This window comes from Streptosporangium sp. NPDC049644, from assembly GCF_040675205.1.
GTDB classification, from domain to species: Bacteria; Actinomycetota; Actinomycetes; order Streptosporangiales; family Streptosporangiaceae; genus Streptosporangium; species Streptosporangium fukuiense.
Window position 1 is genome coordinate 29,104 of the sequence record NZ_JBFAOJ010000011.1, and the last position, 15,645, is coordinate 44,748.

Consider the following 15,645-nt stretch of genomic DNA (forward strand, 5'->3'; position numbering starts at 1 on the left):
TGGCCCATGAACAGACGGATGCGCAGGCGCAGGGGGGAGAACACCCGGTCGGTGCACCTGCCGGCTCCCGAGCCGCCCCCGCAGAGACCCCTCGGTCTTCCCGTGTGGCGCAGTTCCGCCTGGGGCTTCGGCGACTCCGCCGAGTACGCCGAGGTGTTGGACGAGAAGGGTTCCGGCCATGTCCACGGCCGGATCGACAACCCCACCACCGCCGCGTTCGCCTCGGCGGTGGCCTCCCTGGAGGGGGCCGCGGCGCCCGAGGACGTGGCCGGGCAGGCGTTCGCCTCGGGGATGGCCGCCGTCAACGCCGTCCTGATGACGTTCCTGCGCGCGGGCGCGCACCTGGTGGCGCCCACCCCGCTGTACGGCGGGACCCACTCGCTGATCACCAATGTGCTGTCCAGGTTCGGGGTCAGCGCGGACTTCGTCGGCTACGGCGACCTGACCGGGGTGCAGGCGGCGATCAGGCCCAACACGAAGATCATCTATGCGGAGACGCTCTCCAACCCGACCATGGCGGTCTCCGACATCCGCGGCCTCTACCGGATCGCCCGCGCCGCGGGGGCGCTGCTGGTGGTCGACTCCACCTTCGCCACCCCGATCGTGTGCCGTCCCCTGGAACACGGCGCCGATCTGGTGATCCACTCCGCGACCACGTACCTCGGCGGTCATGACGACTGCGCCGGGGGCGTCGCGGTGGGCCGTCCCGACCTGATCGCCCAGCTGCGCGAGGTCAGGATCGACACCGGGGGCACGCTCTCCCCCGACGACGCCTTCCTGCTCCGCCGGGGGCTCGCGACCCTGCCGCTGCGGGTCCGCCGGATGTGCTCCACCGCGATGGTCTTCGCCGCGGCCGTGGCCAAGCACCCCGCCGTGCGCCGGGTCGACTACCCGGGGTTGCCGGGACACCCCGGACACCAGCTCGCCAGGCACCTGTTCGACTCGGGACCCGAGGGCACCAGGTACGGCGCCTGCGTGACGATCACTCCGCGCGGTGGCTACGACGCCGGCGTGGCCCTGGCCGACGCCCTCAGGCTCGCCTCGATCGCCCCCTCAGCCGGAGGAATCCATACCAAGGCCGCGCACGTGGCCTCGACCACCCACCGGCGGCTCGGCGGGGTGGCGGGGATCGACGAGGCGGCCGTCCGGTTCTCCATCGGGCTCGAGGACGCGGAAGATCTCATCATGGACGTGACCAAGGCACTCGACTCACTACCCGCATCGAGTAGATAGGCGCGTCTAACAGCCGGATTGCCCCCTAACAGGGGGTAGATTCGAGCATCATGAGTGAGCAGCACGAACCTCTACCGAGGGTCGCCGTCGTCTTCGGCGGTCGCAATTCCGAGCACGCCGTCTCCATTCTCGGAGCGGGAAGCGTGTTGGAGGCCATCGACAGGTCCAAGTACGAGGTGGTCCCGATCGGGATCGCCCAGGACGGCCGGTGGGTGCTCGCCTCCGGGGAGCAGCGATACGGGATCGAGAGCGGCGAGTTGCCCGCCGTCGACGCGGCGAGCGCGACGCTGGCGCTGACATCCGGTGATGGCTCGCTGGTGGCGTACGACCCCGGCAGCATTCCCGTCGAGCTCGGCCACGTCGACGTCGTCTTTCCGGTGATGCACGGCCCCTTCGCGGAGGACGGCACCATCCAGGGGCTGCTGGAGATGGCCGGGGTCCGCTATGTCGGCTCCGGGGTGCTGGCCAGCTCCGTCGGCATGGACAAGGCGTACATGAAGATGGTCCTCGCCGCCTCGGGCCTGCCCGTCGGGCCGTATGTCGCGATCCGCGACCGCGACTGGCGGACCGACCGCGGCCGGGTGCTCAAGGAGGTCCAGGAACTCGGCTGGCCGGTCTTCGTCAAGCCCGCCCGCGCCGGGTCCAGCCAGGGCATCTCCAAGGCCGCCGACCTGGAGGAGCTTGAGCGGGCCATCGAGTTCGCCCGCGAGCACGATCCCAAGGTGCTGGTCGAGGCCGCGATCACCGGCCGCGAGATCGAGTGCGCCGTGCTGGAGTCGCCGGGCGACGAGGCGCCCCGGGCCAGCATGCCCGGTGAGGTGCTGGTTCACGGAGACCACGAGTTCTTCGACTTCGAGGCCAAGTACCTCGGGGACGACATGTCCCTGTCGGTGCCCGCGGACATCCCCGAGGAGACGGCCGAGCAGCTGCGGGCGATGGCCGTGCGCGCCTTCGAGGCGCTGGGCTGCGAGGGCCTGTCGCGGGTCGACTTCTTCTACACCACCGACGGGCGACTGATCGTCAACGAGATCAACACCATGCCCGGCTTCACCGCGATGTCGGTCGCACCGCAGCTCTGGGCCGCCACCGGGGTGCCCTACGCGGAGCTGGTCGACCGGCTGATCCAGCTCGCGCTGCGCCGCTCACCCGGTCTGCGGTAGCGCTTCCTTGATCGGTGCCGCGAGATCGACCAGCACGCTCTGCGGGGTGTGCTCCCGCGCGACCGTCACCTCGACGTAGGCCGCCCTGCCGACCGACGTGAACAGCGTCGGTCGGGCCGGGTCGGCGTACCACGCCACTTCGTTGATCTCGGGCACCTGGTCGGTGGGCGACATCGTCACCGGCCGCGGCACCCCGCAGCGCAGCGCGATGCGCCCCTCACCCCACACGGCGACGTAGGGGGAGGCGGGGGTGGACTCGACCCGGTCCGCGCCGTCGAGTCTCCGCGGGAGCCGCTCGGCGAGCGCCTGGCACGCGGCGGCGGCGGGCCCCTCGGGGGCGGGCGGCTCGACCCGGACGGCGCCGCCGCATCCCGCCAGGATCAGCAGGGCGCAGGCACACCCCGCCAGGCGGATGGACCGCAGTGGCATGTCACGTTCCCGACGGTCAGATACGGACTCAGATATGGACGATGGGACACGTCAGTGTACGCGTGATCCCCTCCACACCCTGAATCTGCGCCACCACGAGCTTTCCCAGCTCATCGACGTTGCGGGCCTCCGCCCGCACTATCACGTCGTAGGGTCCGGTGACGTCCTCGGCCTGGGTGACACCAGGAATGCCGGAGATCTCCGAAGCCACGTTCGCGGCCTTGCCGACCTCGGTCTGAATAAGGATGTAGGCCTGCACCACAACGACCTCCGGGGCGATTGGATCAGTGCCGAAGGGCCACCGTACCCTGTGATGAACGGGAGGTGTGTCATCACAGTCGGAGATCTCGGCGAATTCGGAGTTGTTGCACGTATTGCCGGACGCTTGCCGCAGGGAGGGACCGTATTGCTCGGTCCCGGGGACGACGCCGCGGTGGTGAGCGCTCCCGACGGGCGGGTCGTCGTGACGACTGACCTGTTACTCGAGGGTAGGCACTTCCGCCGTGATTGGTCCAGTGGCTACGACATCGGGCGCAAGGCCGCGGCGCAGAATCTCTCGGACGTCGTGGCGATGGGAGCGGACCCCACCGGCCTCGTGGTCGGCCTCGGGCTGCCCGCCGACGCCGCCACCGGCTGGCTGGACGACCTCACGGACGGCTTTCGCGACGAGTGTCACCTGGTCGGCGCGAGCGTGGTGGGCGGCGACATCACCCGCTGCGACCTCGTCGTGATCGCCGTCACCGCCCTCGGCGACCTCGGCGGCCGGGCGCCGGTCACCAGGTCCGGGGCCAGGCCCGGTGACGTGGTCGCGGTCGCGGGCCGCCTCGGGTACGCCGCCGCGGGCCTCGCGCTGCTCCGTGCGGGCCTGGCCGGGCCGGTGGAGCTGATCGACGCCCACCGCCGCCCGTGCCCTCCCTACCCGCGCGGCCCCGAGGCCGCCGCACTGGGGGCCACCGCCATGCTCGACGTGAGCGACGGCCTGCTCCAGGATCTCGGCCACGTGGCGGCCGCGGCCGGAACCGCGCTCGTGCTCGACCCGGAGGCGTTCGACGTCCCGCCGGTGATGCGGGAGGCCGCCCGGCTGCTCGGCACGGACCCGCTGGAGTGGGTGCTCTCCGGCGGCGACGACCACGCCCTCGCCGCGACCTTCCCGGACCGGGTACGGCTCCCGGAGGGCTGGAGTGTGGTGGGCCATGTCATCGAGGGTGAGGGAGTGCAGGTCAAAGGCATCTTGCTGGACCGTGGCGGCTGGGATCACTTCCGGGAGTGACCTTTGCCACTCGTTGTTACATCTGCGAAAATTGCCACAAACGGTTATTGAACTGGTATGAAGTTGGGCGGTCGAGATTCCCTCCGAGAAAGGGGCGATATGGGCCGCCATGGTGGAAACGGGGAAGCGGCTTCCCCGGACCGGGGGAAACGCGGGCCGGAGCCCGATCCGGCACCCGGTCACCGGGACGAGCCGATCGGGCGCCGGCTCCGTCCCGAGGAGTCGATGGTCACCGAGCCCCAGACGGGTTTCCTGGGTTCGGGATGGACGTCGGAGTCCGAGCCGTCCGTCACATGGCCGGAGGACGAGGAGAGGCCCGGCGGACGGACCAGGACGACCTTGCTGATCGTCGCCGCGGTGGCGGTGGTGCTCGGCGGGACCGTCTTCGGGATCCGGGCGCTGACCGGCTCCGAGAGCTCCGCCGCCGACTGCCCGCCCGCCGGTTGCGCCACGGCGGTGTCGAACCAGCCGGAACCACTGCCCGACCCCGTCGGTGAGACCGAGCCCACCGAGGACCCCGTACCGGCCGACGAGCCCGAGGAGGCGGGCGACGAGACGACGGAGGCCACGCCCGTCCCGACTCCCGCCTCCACCCGCGGGGAAGGCGGGGGCACCTCCACCCCCAGGCCCACCGCGACGAGGAAGGCCACCCGCGCGCCCCTCGCCTCCGACGAGCCGTCGCCCACCGGCGAACCGGAGCCCACGCCCACCTCCGAGCCCCTCATCGTCGGCAACCACCGAACGCCCGCTCCCGAGCAGTCCCCGAGCACCACGGCGCCCGTCCCGGTGCCCACCGACACCTTCGAGGCGCCCGCGCCCGCCGCGGGAGGCGCCATGATCATGGTGGGCGCCGCCCTCGTGAAGAGCAGGGCACAGTCGTACACGGTCAGGCTCGTGGTCGCCGCGGACGAGAGCGTCGAGAAGCTGAGGGTGAGCGTGCCGGTCAACGGGACGGTCTCCTCGGTGCACGGAGCCGACTGGGAGCAACTCGACGACAGCCTGGTGATCGACTCGCCGGAGGGGCTGGAGGCGGGCGAGGAACTCGTCGTCGTCTTCACCGCGAGCGGTGACGCGGGGATTCCGGAGACCTGTCGGAGCGACCGGGGAGAGTGCGCCGTCGTCTGACCCGGCGTCCCGGACCAAGCCGGTGCCGTCGGATCCGGCCCGGAACTCCGGCCGGTGGTCCAGCCGCCGGCCCGGCCGGGCCTCGGCCGCCCGAGCCGGTGCCGCCGCGGCTCTTCCACGCGGCCAAGGCGTGGCGGGAAGTGGACGGGGGGTGCTCAGCCGGTTTCAGCTGGTTCGCGCGAGGCTGGTTGGATGGGGGCATGACCGTTCTGGCTCCCCCTCGCGTGCTGACCGTCGCCGGCTCCGACTCCGGAGGTGGCGCGGGCATCCAGGCCGACCTGAAGACCATGCTGGCCCTCGGTGTCCACGGCATGAGCGTGATCGCCGCGGTGACCGCACAGAACTCGTTGGGCGTGCAGGGCTACTGGGAGCTTCCCCCGGAGGCGGTCCGCGCCCAGCTCGACTCGGTGCTCGGTGACATCGGTGCCCAGGCGGTCAAGACCGGCATGCTCGCCTCGCCCATACTGGTGGAGACGGTCGCCGAGGTACTGGCAGGGCTGGACGTGCCCGTCGTGGTCGATCCGGTGGGAGTCTCCAAGCACGGTGACACGCTCCTCGCCCCGGAGGCGGTGGAGACGGTCAGGTCGAGCCTGCTGCGCACGGCCACGGTGGTCACCCCCAACCTGTGGGAGGTGCACCAGCTCACCGGTGTGAAGGTCACCGACGAAGCCGACCTGCGCCGGGCCGCCGACGCGGTCCTGGCGCTCGGGCCCGAGTGGGCGCTCATCAAGGGCGGCCACCTTCCGGGGGCTCCTGTCGATCTGCTGACCGACGGCACGCGGGAGTTCCGCTTCACCGCGGAGCGCCACGACAACCGGCACACCCACGGCACGGGCTGCACCCTGGCCTCCGCGATAGCCTCCCACCTGGCCCTCGGCGAGGACGTCCCCGCCGCGGTGGAGAAGGCGAAGGCGTACGTCACCGGCGCGATCGAGCACGGCTTCCCCCTGGGGGCCGGCATCGGCCCGGTGGACCACGCCTGGCGGCTGCGCTCCCGCTGAACGCGGAGAACCCGCCTCGAACGCGGTGGAGCCGTACCGAACGCGGCAGGCCCGTTCCTGGCGGCGAGACCCGTTGGGAACGGCGAAGCCCGCCACCCCGTCGAGGGGCGGCGGGCTTCGCGGAAGTCCGACTAGCGGGTGACCTTGCCGGCCTTGATGCAGGAGGTGCAAACGTTCAGCCGCTTCGGCGTGCCGTTCACCACTGCGCGCACGGGCTGGATGTTCGGGTTCCAGCGGCGGCGGGTGCGGCGGTGCGAGTGGGAGACGTTGTTGCCGAAGGTCGGCTTCTTAGCGCAAACGTCGCAGACGGAAGCCACGGTTCGCTCCTTAGATCAGTCGAGAGGCTCGATCCGCCGCACTGGCGGGCGGTCATCGGGCATGCCGGGACGGCCGGCTGGCCACACGAGGATACCCGATGTTCGGCCCTACAGGCGAACGTGAGCCGCCGTGAACGGTCGAACGGGGATAATCTCCGGAGGCAACCGTAGCGCATCCCGGGACGCGCCATGGCGGGTCGCGTCCGGCGGGCGGCGATCGGCCGGTGCGGACCGGGCCGGACAGGCCGTGCGGACGGGTTGCGCGGACGGGGAGCCACCGGTGACGGCGTACCGGTCGCGGCACCGGGACCTGCCAGGGGAGACCGGTGGGATCGACGAGGGCGAGCAGGAGCAGGAGGGCAGGAATGCTGCAGGTTCTCGACCCGCCCTCGGTGCGGAGGTGGTCGCGGCTGGCCGCGGAGACGCTGGGGAAGGCGCGCGAGGAGATCGACGCGCTCAACGTCTTCCCGGTGCCCGACGGCGACACCGGTACCAACCTGCACCTGACCATGCTCTCCGCGGCCGAGGCGCTCGACGGGCTGCCCGCGGACGCGGGGACGGCGGCCACCTGGCAGGCGCTCGCGCAGGGAGCGCTGCTCGGTGCGCGGGGCAACTCCGGGGTGATCGTCAGCCAGGTGCTACGCGGCCTCGCCGAGGTGTTCAGGGAGGCCGAGGGGCGCGGCACGGACCTCTGCCGTGGCCTGGTCAGAGCCGCCGAGCTGGCCCGTGCCGCGGTGGCCAGGCCGGTCGAGGGCACGATCCTGAGCGTCCTGACCGCGGTCGCCACGGCGGTGCGCGACGGCCGGGGAGATCTCGCCTCGATCGCGAGGAGGGCGGCCGAGGAGGCGCGCTCCGCGCTCCGCCGCACCTCCGGGCAGCTTGACGTGCTGGCCCGCAACGGGGTGGTCGACGCGGGCGGCGCGGGTCTGACGATCATTCTGGAGAGCCTCGCCGCGATCGTCACCGACTCCTACACCGGGCGGGTGGACATCCCCGCCCCGGCCCACCGGATCGGCGCGGAGGTCGCGGGGGAGGGCGCGGACGGGCCCGGCTACGAGGTCATGTACCTCCTGGAGGCCGGAGCGGCACAGGTCGCGGCGCTCCGCGCGGAACTCGACGCGCTGGGCGAGTCGCTGGTGATCGTGGGTGGGGACGACCTGTGGAACGTGCACGTCCACGTGGACGACGCGGGCGCGGCGATCGAGGCGGCGGTCCGGCTGGGGCGGCCCCACCGGATCAGGGTGACGTATCTGGTCGGCGCGGACAGGACCCACCCGGCCGCGCGGGGCAGGGGAGTGGTGGCCGTGGCGGCGGGACCCGCGCTGGCCGCGCTGTTCGAGGAGTCGGGGGCCGTGGTCGTCCGCCGCGAGCCGGGCTCCAGCCCGCCGCTGGCGGCGGTGCTCGCCGCCATCCGCGAGGCCGGCTCGGAGGTCGTGGTCCTGCCCAACGACAGCGGGACGCGCGAGGTCGCCGCGGCCGCCGCGGAGGTGGCCAGGGAGGAGGGCCTGGTGGTCGGCGTCCTGCCGACCAGGGCCTCGGTGCAGGGCCTGTCGGCGCTGGCCGTGCACGATCCGCTGCGCCGCTTCGACGACGACGTGGTGGCCATGACCGAGGCGGCCGCGCACACCCGTCACGGGCACGTCTGGGTGGCCGACCGCGAGGTCATGACGAGCGCGGGCCTGGCCGAGCCGGGTGACGTCCTGGGGGTGGTCGACGGGGACGCCGCGCTGATCGGCAGGGACCTCGGGGCCACCGCCCTGGAGGTCGTGGGCCGCATGGTGTCCTCCAGCAGCGAGCTGGTGACCGTTCTGGAGGGCGTCGACGCCCCCGAGGGGCTCGCGCGCGCGGTGCTGGACCACCTGGCCGAGACCAGGCCGGACATCGAGGTGGTGCTGTACGAGGGCGGCCAGGGCGGCTACCCGCTGCTCATCGGCGTCGAGTGAACCGGGCGGGTGAGCGGGCGCCGTGGGGTTCGCCGACAGGCGCGCGTGAACCGTTCCGTGGGCCGGGCGATTTCTGTCCCCCGCACACGGTAGAAAGCTGGGGTGACGAGCTTCGACGAGCCGCTGGCGAAGGCGCTGGACCCCAAAACCGCCAAGTTGCTGGAGAGCGTTCTCGACCTGCGCACCGTCGGCGACCTGCTGCGGCACTACCCGCGGCGCTACGCCGAGCGGGGTGAGCTGACCGACCTCGACGACCTGCGGGTCGACGAGCACGTCACGGTGGTGGGCGAGGTGACCAGGGCGATGCGCAGGCCGATGCGGAACAAGGGCGGCACCTGGCTGGAGGTCGAGGTCGTCGACGCCCGCCGCAGCAAGATCTACCTGTCGTTCTTCGGGAAGGCGTCCCACATCGCGGAGACGCGGCTGCGGCCGGGCAGGCGCGGCATGTTCGCCGGGAAGGTCGGCGCCTTCGGCCAGGGCGAGAAGCGCAAGTGGCAGCTCTCCCACCCCGAGTTCGAGATGATCGAGGAGCACGAGACGGGGGCCGAGGAGTTCGCCGCCGCGCTCGTGCCGATCTATCCGGCGGGCAAGGACGTGACGCCCTGGGCCATCCGCAGGGCGCTGGGCGTCGTCCTCGACACGATGGGCGAACTCGACGACCCGCTTCCCGAGGAACTGCGCGCCCGGCACAGGCTCCCCGGTCTGTCGGACGCGCTGCTGGCCGTCCACCGGCCGCGCGACCACGCCGACGTGGCCAGGGCGCGCAAGCGGCTCAGGTTCGACGAGGCGTTCCTGCTCCAGGCGGTGCTGCTGCAGCGCCGGATGGCCGCGGCCTCCTGGCCCGCCACCCCCAGGCCCGCGATCTCCGACGGGCTGCTCGCCGACTTCGACAAGCGGCTGCCGTTCGAGCTGACCGAGGGGCAGCGCGAGGTGGGCGAGGAGGTCGCGGCCGACCTGGCCATGGCCCACCCCATGCACCGGCTGCTCCAGGGCGAGGTCGGGGCGGGCAAGACCGTCGTCGCGCTGCGCGCGATGCTCCAGGTGGTCGACGCCGGGGGACAGGCCGTGCTGCTGGCGCCCACCGAGGTGCTCGCCCAGCAGCACCACAGGTCGATCTCGGCCATGCTCGGCGACCTGGCCACCGGGGGCATGTTCGGCGGCACCGCGGTCGCCCTGCTGACCGGCTCGCTGGGCGCCGCGGCCCGCCGCTCGGCCATGCTCGACGCGGCCTCGGGCGCGGCGGGCATCGTCGTCGGCACCCACGCGGTCCTGCAGGAGCGGGTCCAGTTCGCCGATCTCGGCCTGGTCGTGGTCGACGAGCAGCACAGGTTCGGCGTCGAGCAGCGCGACGCGCTTCGTGAGAAGGCCGGGGCCGGCCGCCCGCACGTGCTGGTCATGACCGCCACCCCCATCCCCCGCACGGTCGCCATGACGGTCTTCGGCGATCTCACGGTCTCCACGCTCTCCCAGCTGCCCTCCGGGCGTGCCCCGATCACCACGCACGTGGTTCCCGCCGCGGAGAAGCCGCACTTCCTCGACCGCGCCTGGACCCGGCTGCGCGAGGAGATCGGGCTGGGCCGCCAGGCCTACGTCGTGTGCCCGCGCATCGGCGACCTGGAGGGCGACGAGGGCGACATGTCGAAGACCGACGACGAGCGCAGGCCGCCGCTGGCGGTGCTCGACGTGGCGGAGACGCTCTCGCGGGGGCCGCTGCTGGGGCTCCGCACGGAGGTGCTCCACGGCAAGCTCCCTCCCGAGGAGAAGGACGCGGTGATGAAGGCGTTCACCAGGGGAGAGATCGACGTGCTGGTGGCGACCACGGTCATCGAGGTCGGCGTCGACGTCCCCAACTCCTCGGTCATGGTCATCATGGACGCCGACAGGTTCGGCGTCTCGCAGCTCCACCAGCTCCGCGGCCGGGTCGGCCGCGGCGGGCTGCCCGGTCTCTGCCTGCTGGTGACCGACTCCCCCGGCGGCACGCCCGCCAGGGCGCGGCTCGACGCCGTGGCGGCTACCCTGGACGGCTTTGAGCTGTCCCGTGTCGACCTGGAACAGCGCAGGGAGGGTGATGTGCTCGGGGTGGCCCAGTCGGGACGCAGGTCGTCGCTGAAGATGCTCAGGCTCCTCCGTGACGAGGACGTCATCCACGCCGCGCGCCTGGACGCCGAGGCGATGCTGGAGGCCGACCCCGAGCTGGCGGGGCACCCCGTGCTCCGCGCGGAGATCGACAGGCTCCTGGCGGACGAGCGCGCCGAGTACCTGGAGAAGACCTGAGGGCCGGCGGAGGCGACGCCCGGCGGGGCTTCGCGGCTGGGGCCGGCGGACGCGCCGTGCCCAACTGCGGGGACGGCCTCCCCCCGAATGCCGTCCCCGCCTGGGCCCACTCCCGGGTCAGGTGCCGAGAGCACCGGCGTGCGGAAGGGCTCACGATCACGCCGGTCGGCCTCCCCCTGGGTCACTTGGAGGCCGCAGGAATCATCATGCAAGGGACCGGCACCTGACGGAACGACCCTTACGCTTTCGTCGCCACTCCTTGCCCACTCTTGACCTAGATCACCTACCAGGACCCTTTTGACCTGCGGTTATGTGATGCGTCGCGACACGCCGTGCTGCGTGTGGCGCACCCGGGCCGCTCCGGGGGGCAGGTGCCGGGGACGGGCGGCGGCACCGTGCGGTGCCATCGCGCGGTGGCGCCGCGCGGTGGCACTGAGAGGATGGCCGGGTGAGCCGAGTCATCGCGGGAAGCGCAGGAGGACGGCGGCTGGCAGTGCCGCCGGGGCGGGGGACCCGCCCCACGAGCGACAGGGCCAGGGAGGGGATCTTCTCCACGGTGGGGTCGCTGATCGGCCCGCTGGAGGGGTGCCGGGTGCTCGACCTCTACGCGGGCTCGGGCGCGCTCGGGCTTGAGGCGCTCTCCCGGGGGGCCGCCCGGGTGCTTCTCGTGGAGTCGGACGCCAGGGCGATCCGGACGATCAGGCAGAACGTCACCTCGCTGGGGCTGCCCGGGGCCGAGGTCGCCGCCGACAGGGTCGAGCGGCTGCTGGCCAGGGGTGTCGGAGAGAGCGGGGAGCCGTACGACCTCGTCCTCGCCGACCCGCCGTACGCGCTGGGCGACGAGGAGGTGGGGACGGTGCTCGAACTGCTGCGCGACCGAGGCTGGCTGGCCGAGGACGCGCTCGTCGCGGTGGAGAGGGAGAGCCGGGGAGGGGACCTCCGCTGGCCGGCGGGGTACGAAGAGGAGAGGGTCCGTCGTTACGGTGAAGCGGCCGTTTGGTACGGTCGCGCCGCCGGGAATCCTTAAGAGCAGGGAGTCCACCTTGCGTCGCGTTGTCTGTCCGGGATCCTTCGATCCCGTCACGAACGGTCATCTGGACATCATCGGCCGGGCTTCCCGGCAGTACGACGAGGTCGTCGTGGCCGTACTGATCAACATCGAGAAGAAGAGCCTCTTCACGGTGGACGAACGTATCCAGACTCTCCAGACGGTCACCAAGGAGTACGGGAACGTCCGCGTGGACAAGTTCCACGGCCTCCTGGTCGACTACTGCAGGCAGCAGGAGATCCCCGCCATCGTGAAGGGCCTGCGCGCGATCAGCGACTTCGACTACGAGCTCCAGATGGCGCAGCTCAACTACCGGATGTCGGGGGTGGAGACCCTGTTCATGGCCACCGGGCCCGAGGTCTCCTTCCTGTCCTCCAGCCGCATCAAGGAGATCGTCAAGTATGGTGGGAGCGTGGCCGGGCTAGTTCCCGATCTTGTCCAGGAGCTCCTGGTCGAACGGCTCAGGGGCTAGGTCCTGCTATTCTCTTGTTTCGGCCTTGCACGATGGCGATGATGCGCCATGCCTAACGAGAGCGAAATGACTCATCCCAACCTTGACCCCCGAGCCCCATGGGTGATCTCTACCCATGACCTGGGGCGACGACCAGGGTCGATGCGGCGGATGGACCTCGTTCTCCCGGCACCGGCGGACATCGGCGTCGACATGATCGGCGTTCCCAAGGACGCCGAAGTCGAGCTGGACATCCGGCTTGAGGCGGTCATGGAGGGTGTGCTCGTCACGGGCACTGCGCAAGCCCCGCTGCGGGGGGAGTGCGCACGCTGCCTGGAGCCGGTCATCTCGCGAGCCGAGGTGGGCTTCCAGGAGCTGTTCTTCTACTCGGCAGAGGATGCTGCCGAGGGTGACTCGCTTCTCGACGGTGAACTTCTCGACCTCGAACCCGCGTTTCGCGACGCGGTGGTGCTCACACTGCCGTTGAGCCCGGTCTGCAGTGAGGACTGTGCCGGGCTCTGCGTGGAGTGCGGGGTCAGGCTGGCGGACGCCGGGCCTGACCACGGCCACGAGGTGATCGACGCCCGCTGGGCGAAGCTGCAGGGTCTGATTCCGGAACATAACAACGATCAGGAGAGCTGACGTGGCTGTCCCCAAGCGCAAGATGTCGCGGAGCAACACTCGCTCCCGCAGGTCGCAGTGGAAGGCCGCCGCGGTTTCGCTCGTGAGCTGCCCCCAGTGCCGCTCGCCGAAGCGTCCGCACGTGGCGTGCCCGACCTGCGGCACCTACAACCGCCGTCAGGTGATCGAGCCCTCCGCCTGATCGCAGTCTGACAGACGGATGCCGGCCGGGTCCTTTCCGGCCCGGTCGGCGTCACCGTCCGCCCACCCTGCGATGGCGGTCCGCCCGCGGTTGTGGTGGACGCCGGGGTTCGCGGTAGAACGCGTGCCCTCCCGGCGCCCACCACATCTTCGGGCATCTCTCGTTTCTTCGCCATCGCGCATTCGATGAGAGAGCGTGCGAGGAGAAGCCGTGGGTACGAGTGTCAAACCGGTCGCCGTCGAGTTCGTCAAGGACGAGCTTGAGCGCCTGCTGTCGGTGCGTCTGGACGTCGCCATCCTGGAGCGTGCGCTGACGCACCGCTCCTACGCGTACGAGAACGGTGGCCTGCCGACCAACGAGCGCCTGGAGTTCCTGGGCGACTCGGTGCTGGGCCTGGTCGTCACCGACACCCTCTACCGCAACCACCCCGACCTGCCCGAGGGGCAACTGGCCAAGCTCAGGGCCGCGGTGGTGAACATGCGCGCCCTCGCCGACGTGGCCCGCTCGCTGGGTCTCGGCCGTTTCCTGCGGCTCGGCCGGGGTGAGGAGGGCACCGGGGGGCGCGACAAGTCCTCGATCCTCGCGGACACCCTTGAGGCGCTGATCGGCGCGATCTACGTGAACAGGGGGCTGGACGAGGCGTTCCGCGTCGTCCATCTGCTCTTCGACCCCCTCATCACCCGCTCCGCCTCGCTCGGCGCCGGGCTCGACTGGAAGACCTCCCTGCAGGAGCTCACCGCCTCGGAGTCGCTCGGCGTGCCCGAATACCATGTTGAGGAGAGCGGCCCCGACCACGCCAAGTCCTTCACCGCGGTCGTTCGCGTCGGCGGAGAGGGATACGGTTCGGGATCCGGCCGCTCGAAGAAGGAAGCCGAGCAGCAGGCGGCGGAGGCGGCCTGGAACAGAATCCGCCAGGACCGCGACAGGCGCGAAGCCGGCTGACCCGTCGCCCAAGGAGGGGTGCATGCCCGAACTGCCCGAGGTCGAGGTGGTACGCCGTGGCCTGGAGCGGTGGGTTTCCGGCAGGGTCGTCGCCCATGCCGAGGTGCTCCACCCGAGGGCGATCAGACGGCACCTTCCCGGAGCGGAGGAGTTCTCCACCCGGCTGAAGGGCCGCACCGTCGGTGCGGCGGAGCGCAGGGGTAAGTATCTCTGGCTGCCGCTGGACGGCCCCGACGCCATCCTGGCGCACCTCGGGATGAGCGGCCAGCTGCTGGTCGTGGAGCCGGACACGGCACCGGAGAAGCATCTGCGGGTCCGGATCGGCTTCACCGACGGCGGCCCGGAGCTGCGCTTCGTCGACCAGCGGACCTTCGGCCACGTGCTGGTGACCGCCATGACCCGGGCCGGCGGCCGGGCGGTGCCCGAGCCGATCGCGCACATCGCGGCCGACCCGTTCGAGGAGCATTTCGACGACGAGGCGTTCGCCCGCCGGTTGCGCGCCCGGCAGACCGAGGTCAAGCGCGCGCTGCTGGACCAGTCGCTGATCAGCGGTGTCGGCAACATCTACGCCGACGAGGCTCTCTGGCGGGCCAGGTTGCACGGCGCCCGGCCCACCGGGACGCTGACCAAGCCGAAGATCTCCGAGTTGCTGGGCGCCGCCAGGGCGGTGATGTCCGCCGCGCTGGCCGAGGGCGGCACATCCTTCGACAGTCTTTACGTGAATGTCAATGGTGAGAGCGGTTACTTCGACCGTTCCCTCGCGGTCTACGGCAGGCGTGACGAACCCTGCCCGAGGTGCGGTGCCCCGATCGTTCGCGAGTCGTTCATGAACCGTTCCTCCTACAGCTGCCCTCGCTGCCAGCCCAGGCCGAGGAGGGCCGCGGCGTGACGGACGTGCGGCTGACCGCCTGGGTCAGGGGTCGCGTGCAGGGTGTGGGTTTCCGCTGGTGGACGCGGTCCAGGGCGTTGGAGCTCGGCCTGGTCGGCTGGGCGCGCAACACGGCCGACGGCCGGGTCGAGGTGGTCGCGCAGGGGGCCGAGAAGTCCTGCGCGATGCTGCTCGAGCTGCTCAGGGGTGGCGAGACGCCCGGCAGGGTGGACGGGGTCGTCGAACGTTGGAGCGAGGTCAAAGGCGGTCTCGAGGGTTTTGTCGAGCGCTGACCACTTTCCTAAACCGCCCAAAATACGGTATAGTTGACTGTCGAGAGTGCCTACTGGTGCATCCATTCGGAGCGTTCAGCTTGACCGTCTCCCTCACCGGTGCGACTCTTGACAAAGAACCACGCGCACCCCTCCCGCGGCAAAGAAGTGCGCGAACCAGTCTGGTCACTCAGCGTGGAGGACCCTTTACTATGGCGAAGGCTCTACTAGGCCACGTCGGCGGTCCCGACCCTCGTATGGTCTCGGAAATGCGTCGTCTCCAGCAGCGCATCCGTGATCTCGAGGGAGAGCTCACCCGGCTCCAGGCCCAGAACGACGAACTCGCGGCAAGCGCCCGCGACGAGGAGTTCAACCGTCTGCAGGATCGCGAGCCGGCTCTCACCTAACGGGGTCGGGGCGGAAACACTGTCCGGGGACGCCTCACCGGGGCGTCCCTTGTCATATATGTTACTTACGTCCTATATGTCC

Annotated in this window: 18 protein-coding genes; 15 read left to right on the forward strand and 3 right to left on the reverse strand. The window is 71.0% G+C overall.

Going from position 1 to position 15,645, the window contains the following annotated elements:
• Window positions 1–6 precede the first annotated feature (6 nt).
• Together AB0J58_RS08895 and AB0J58_RS08900 are read left to right on the forward strand one after the other, a co-directional pair.
• On the forward strand, window positions 7–1,233 hold the full coding sequence (locus tag AB0J58_RS08895; protein WP_364212241.1) for an aminotransferase class I/II-fold pyridoxal phosphate-dependent enzyme: 1,227 nt from the start codon (window positions 7–9) through the stop codon (window positions 1,231–1,233).
• A 50-nt stretch (window positions 1,234–1,283) separates the two neighbouring features.
• Window positions 1,284–2,393, forward strand: coding sequence for a D-alanine--D-alanine ligase family protein (locus tag AB0J58_RS08900; protein ID WP_364148463.1), 1,110 nt, complete (start codon window positions 1,284–1,286; stop codon window positions 2,391–2,393).
• On the opposite strand, the gene AB0J58_RS08905 is transcribed toward AB0J58_RS08900, so the two are convergent.
• Both AB0J58_RS08905 and AB0J58_RS08910 read right to left on the reverse strand, forming a co-directional pair.
• Window positions 2,376–2,822 (reverse strand): DUF3515 family protein, encoded by a 447-nt coding sequence (locus AB0J58_RS08905; RefSeq protein WP_364212244.1) that lies wholly within the window; start codon window positions 2,820–2,822, stop codon window positions 2,376–2,378. The two genes, AB0J58_RS08900 and AB0J58_RS08905, sit on opposite strands and share 18 nt — an antisense overlap.
• Window positions 2,823–2,850: 28 nt before the next feature.
• On the reverse strand, window positions 2,851–3,084 hold the full coding sequence (locus AB0J58_RS08910; protein ID WP_030913587.1) for an Lrp/AsnC ligand binding domain-containing protein: 234 nt from the start codon (window positions 3,082–3,084) through the stop codon (window positions 2,851–2,853).
• Between the two features lie 51 nt (window positions 3,085–3,135).
• Here AB0J58_RS08910 and AB0J58_RS08915 point away from each other — a divergent pair, with 51 nt between their 5' ends.
• From AB0J58_RS08915 to thiD, 3 genes are all read left to right on the forward strand, one after another.
• Entirely contained in the window at window positions 3,136–4,092 is a 957-nt protein-coding gene (locus tag AB0J58_RS08915) for a thiamine-phosphate kinase (RefSeq protein ID WP_364212247.1), read from the forward strand.
• 225 nt (window positions 4,093–4,317) lie between these two features.
• Window positions 4,318–5,217 carry a hypothetical protein gene (locus AB0J58_RS08920; protein WP_364212250.1) on the forward strand — a complete coding sequence of 300 codons (900 nt, stop codon included), beginning with the start codon at window positions 4,318–4,320 and terminating at the stop codon, window positions 5,215–5,217.
• Window positions 5,218–5,417: 200 nt separating this feature from the next.
• Window positions 5,418–6,218 carry a bifunctional hydroxymethylpyrimidine kinase/phosphomethylpyrimidine kinase gene (thiD, locus tag AB0J58_RS08925; RefSeq protein ID WP_364212253.1) on the forward strand — a complete coding sequence of 267 codons (801 nt, stop codon included), beginning with the start codon at window positions 5,418–5,420 and terminating at the stop codon, window positions 6,216–6,218.
• Window positions 6,219–6,349: 131 nt separating this feature from the next.
• On the opposite strand, the gene rpmB is transcribed toward thiD, so the two are convergent.
• On the reverse strand, window positions 6,350–6,535 hold the full coding sequence (gene rpmB / locus AB0J58_RS08930) for a 50S ribosomal protein L28 (protein WP_012894387.1): 186 nt from the start codon (window positions 6,533–6,535) through the stop codon (window positions 6,350–6,352).
• Window positions 6,536–6,900: 365 nt separating this feature from the next.
• On the opposite strand from rpmB, the gene AB0J58_RS08935 reads away from it, so the two are divergent.
• From AB0J58_RS08935 to AB0J58_RS08980, 10 genes are all read left to right on the forward strand, one after another.
• A complete protein-coding gene (locus tag AB0J58_RS08935; RefSeq protein WP_364212256.1) occupies window positions 6,901–8,478 on the forward strand; it encodes a DAK2 domain-containing protein in 1,578 nt (525 codons plus the stop codon).
• A gap of 102 nt (window positions 8,479–8,580) precedes the next feature.
• On the forward strand, window positions 8,581–10,752 hold the full coding sequence (recG, locus tag AB0J58_RS08940) for an ATP-dependent DNA helicase RecG (protein ID WP_364212259.1): 2,172 nt from the start codon (window positions 8,581–8,583) through the stop codon (window positions 10,750–10,752).
• A gap of 448 nt (window positions 10,753–11,200) precedes the next feature.
• Window positions 11,201–11,779, forward strand: a complete 579-nt coding sequence (rsmD, locus tag AB0J58_RS08945; RefSeq protein ID WP_343982328.1) for a 16S rRNA (guanine(966)-N(2))-methyltransferase RsmD — start codon at window positions 11,201–11,203, stop codon at window positions 11,777–11,779.
• Between the two features lie 16 nt (window positions 11,780–11,795).
• Entirely contained in the window at window positions 11,796–12,272 is a 477-nt protein-coding gene (coaD, locus tag AB0J58_RS08950; protein ID WP_030913570.1) for a pantetheine-phosphate adenylyltransferase, read from the forward strand.
• A 66-nt stretch (window positions 12,273–12,338) separates the two neighbouring features.
• The gene (locus AB0J58_RS08955; protein ID WP_343982332.1) at window positions 12,339–12,893 is read left to right on the forward strand and encodes a YceD family protein; all 555 of its coding nucleotides are present in this window, start codon (window positions 12,339–12,341) and stop codon (window positions 12,891–12,893) included.
• 1 nt (window position 12,894) lies between these two features.
• Window positions 12,895–13,074 (forward strand): 50S ribosomal protein L32, encoded by a 180-nt coding sequence (rpmF, locus tag AB0J58_RS08960; RefSeq protein WP_012894381.1) that lies wholly within the window; start codon window positions 12,895–12,897, stop codon window positions 13,072–13,074.
• Between the two features lie 267 nt (window positions 13,075–13,341).
• Window positions 13,342–14,016 (forward strand): ribonuclease III, encoded by a 675-nt coding sequence (gene rnc, locus AB0J58_RS08965; RefSeq protein WP_051752506.1) that lies wholly within the window; start codon window positions 13,342–13,344, stop codon window positions 14,014–14,016.
• Window positions 14,017–14,038: 22 nt separating this feature from the next.
• Window positions 14,039–14,905, forward strand: coding sequence for a bifunctional DNA-formamidopyrimidine glycosylase/DNA-(apurinic or apyrimidinic site) lyase (gene mutM / locus AB0J58_RS08970; protein WP_364212262.1), 867 nt, complete (start codon window positions 14,039–14,041; stop codon window positions 14,903–14,905).
• Complete coding sequence (locus tag AB0J58_RS08975; RefSeq protein WP_343982339.1) at window positions 14,902–15,177, forward strand: acylphosphatase; 276 nt, start codon at window positions 14,902–14,904, stop codon at window positions 15,175–15,177. The genes mutM and AB0J58_RS08975 overlap by 4 nt, the downstream gene beginning before the upstream one ends.
• A gap of 191 nt (window positions 15,178–15,368) precedes the next feature.
• Window positions 15,369–15,563, forward strand: coding sequence for a hypothetical protein (locus AB0J58_RS08980; RefSeq protein ID WP_084195478.1), 195 nt, complete (start codon window positions 15,369–15,371; stop codon window positions 15,561–15,563).
• Window positions 15,564–15,645 lie beyond the last annotated feature (82 nt).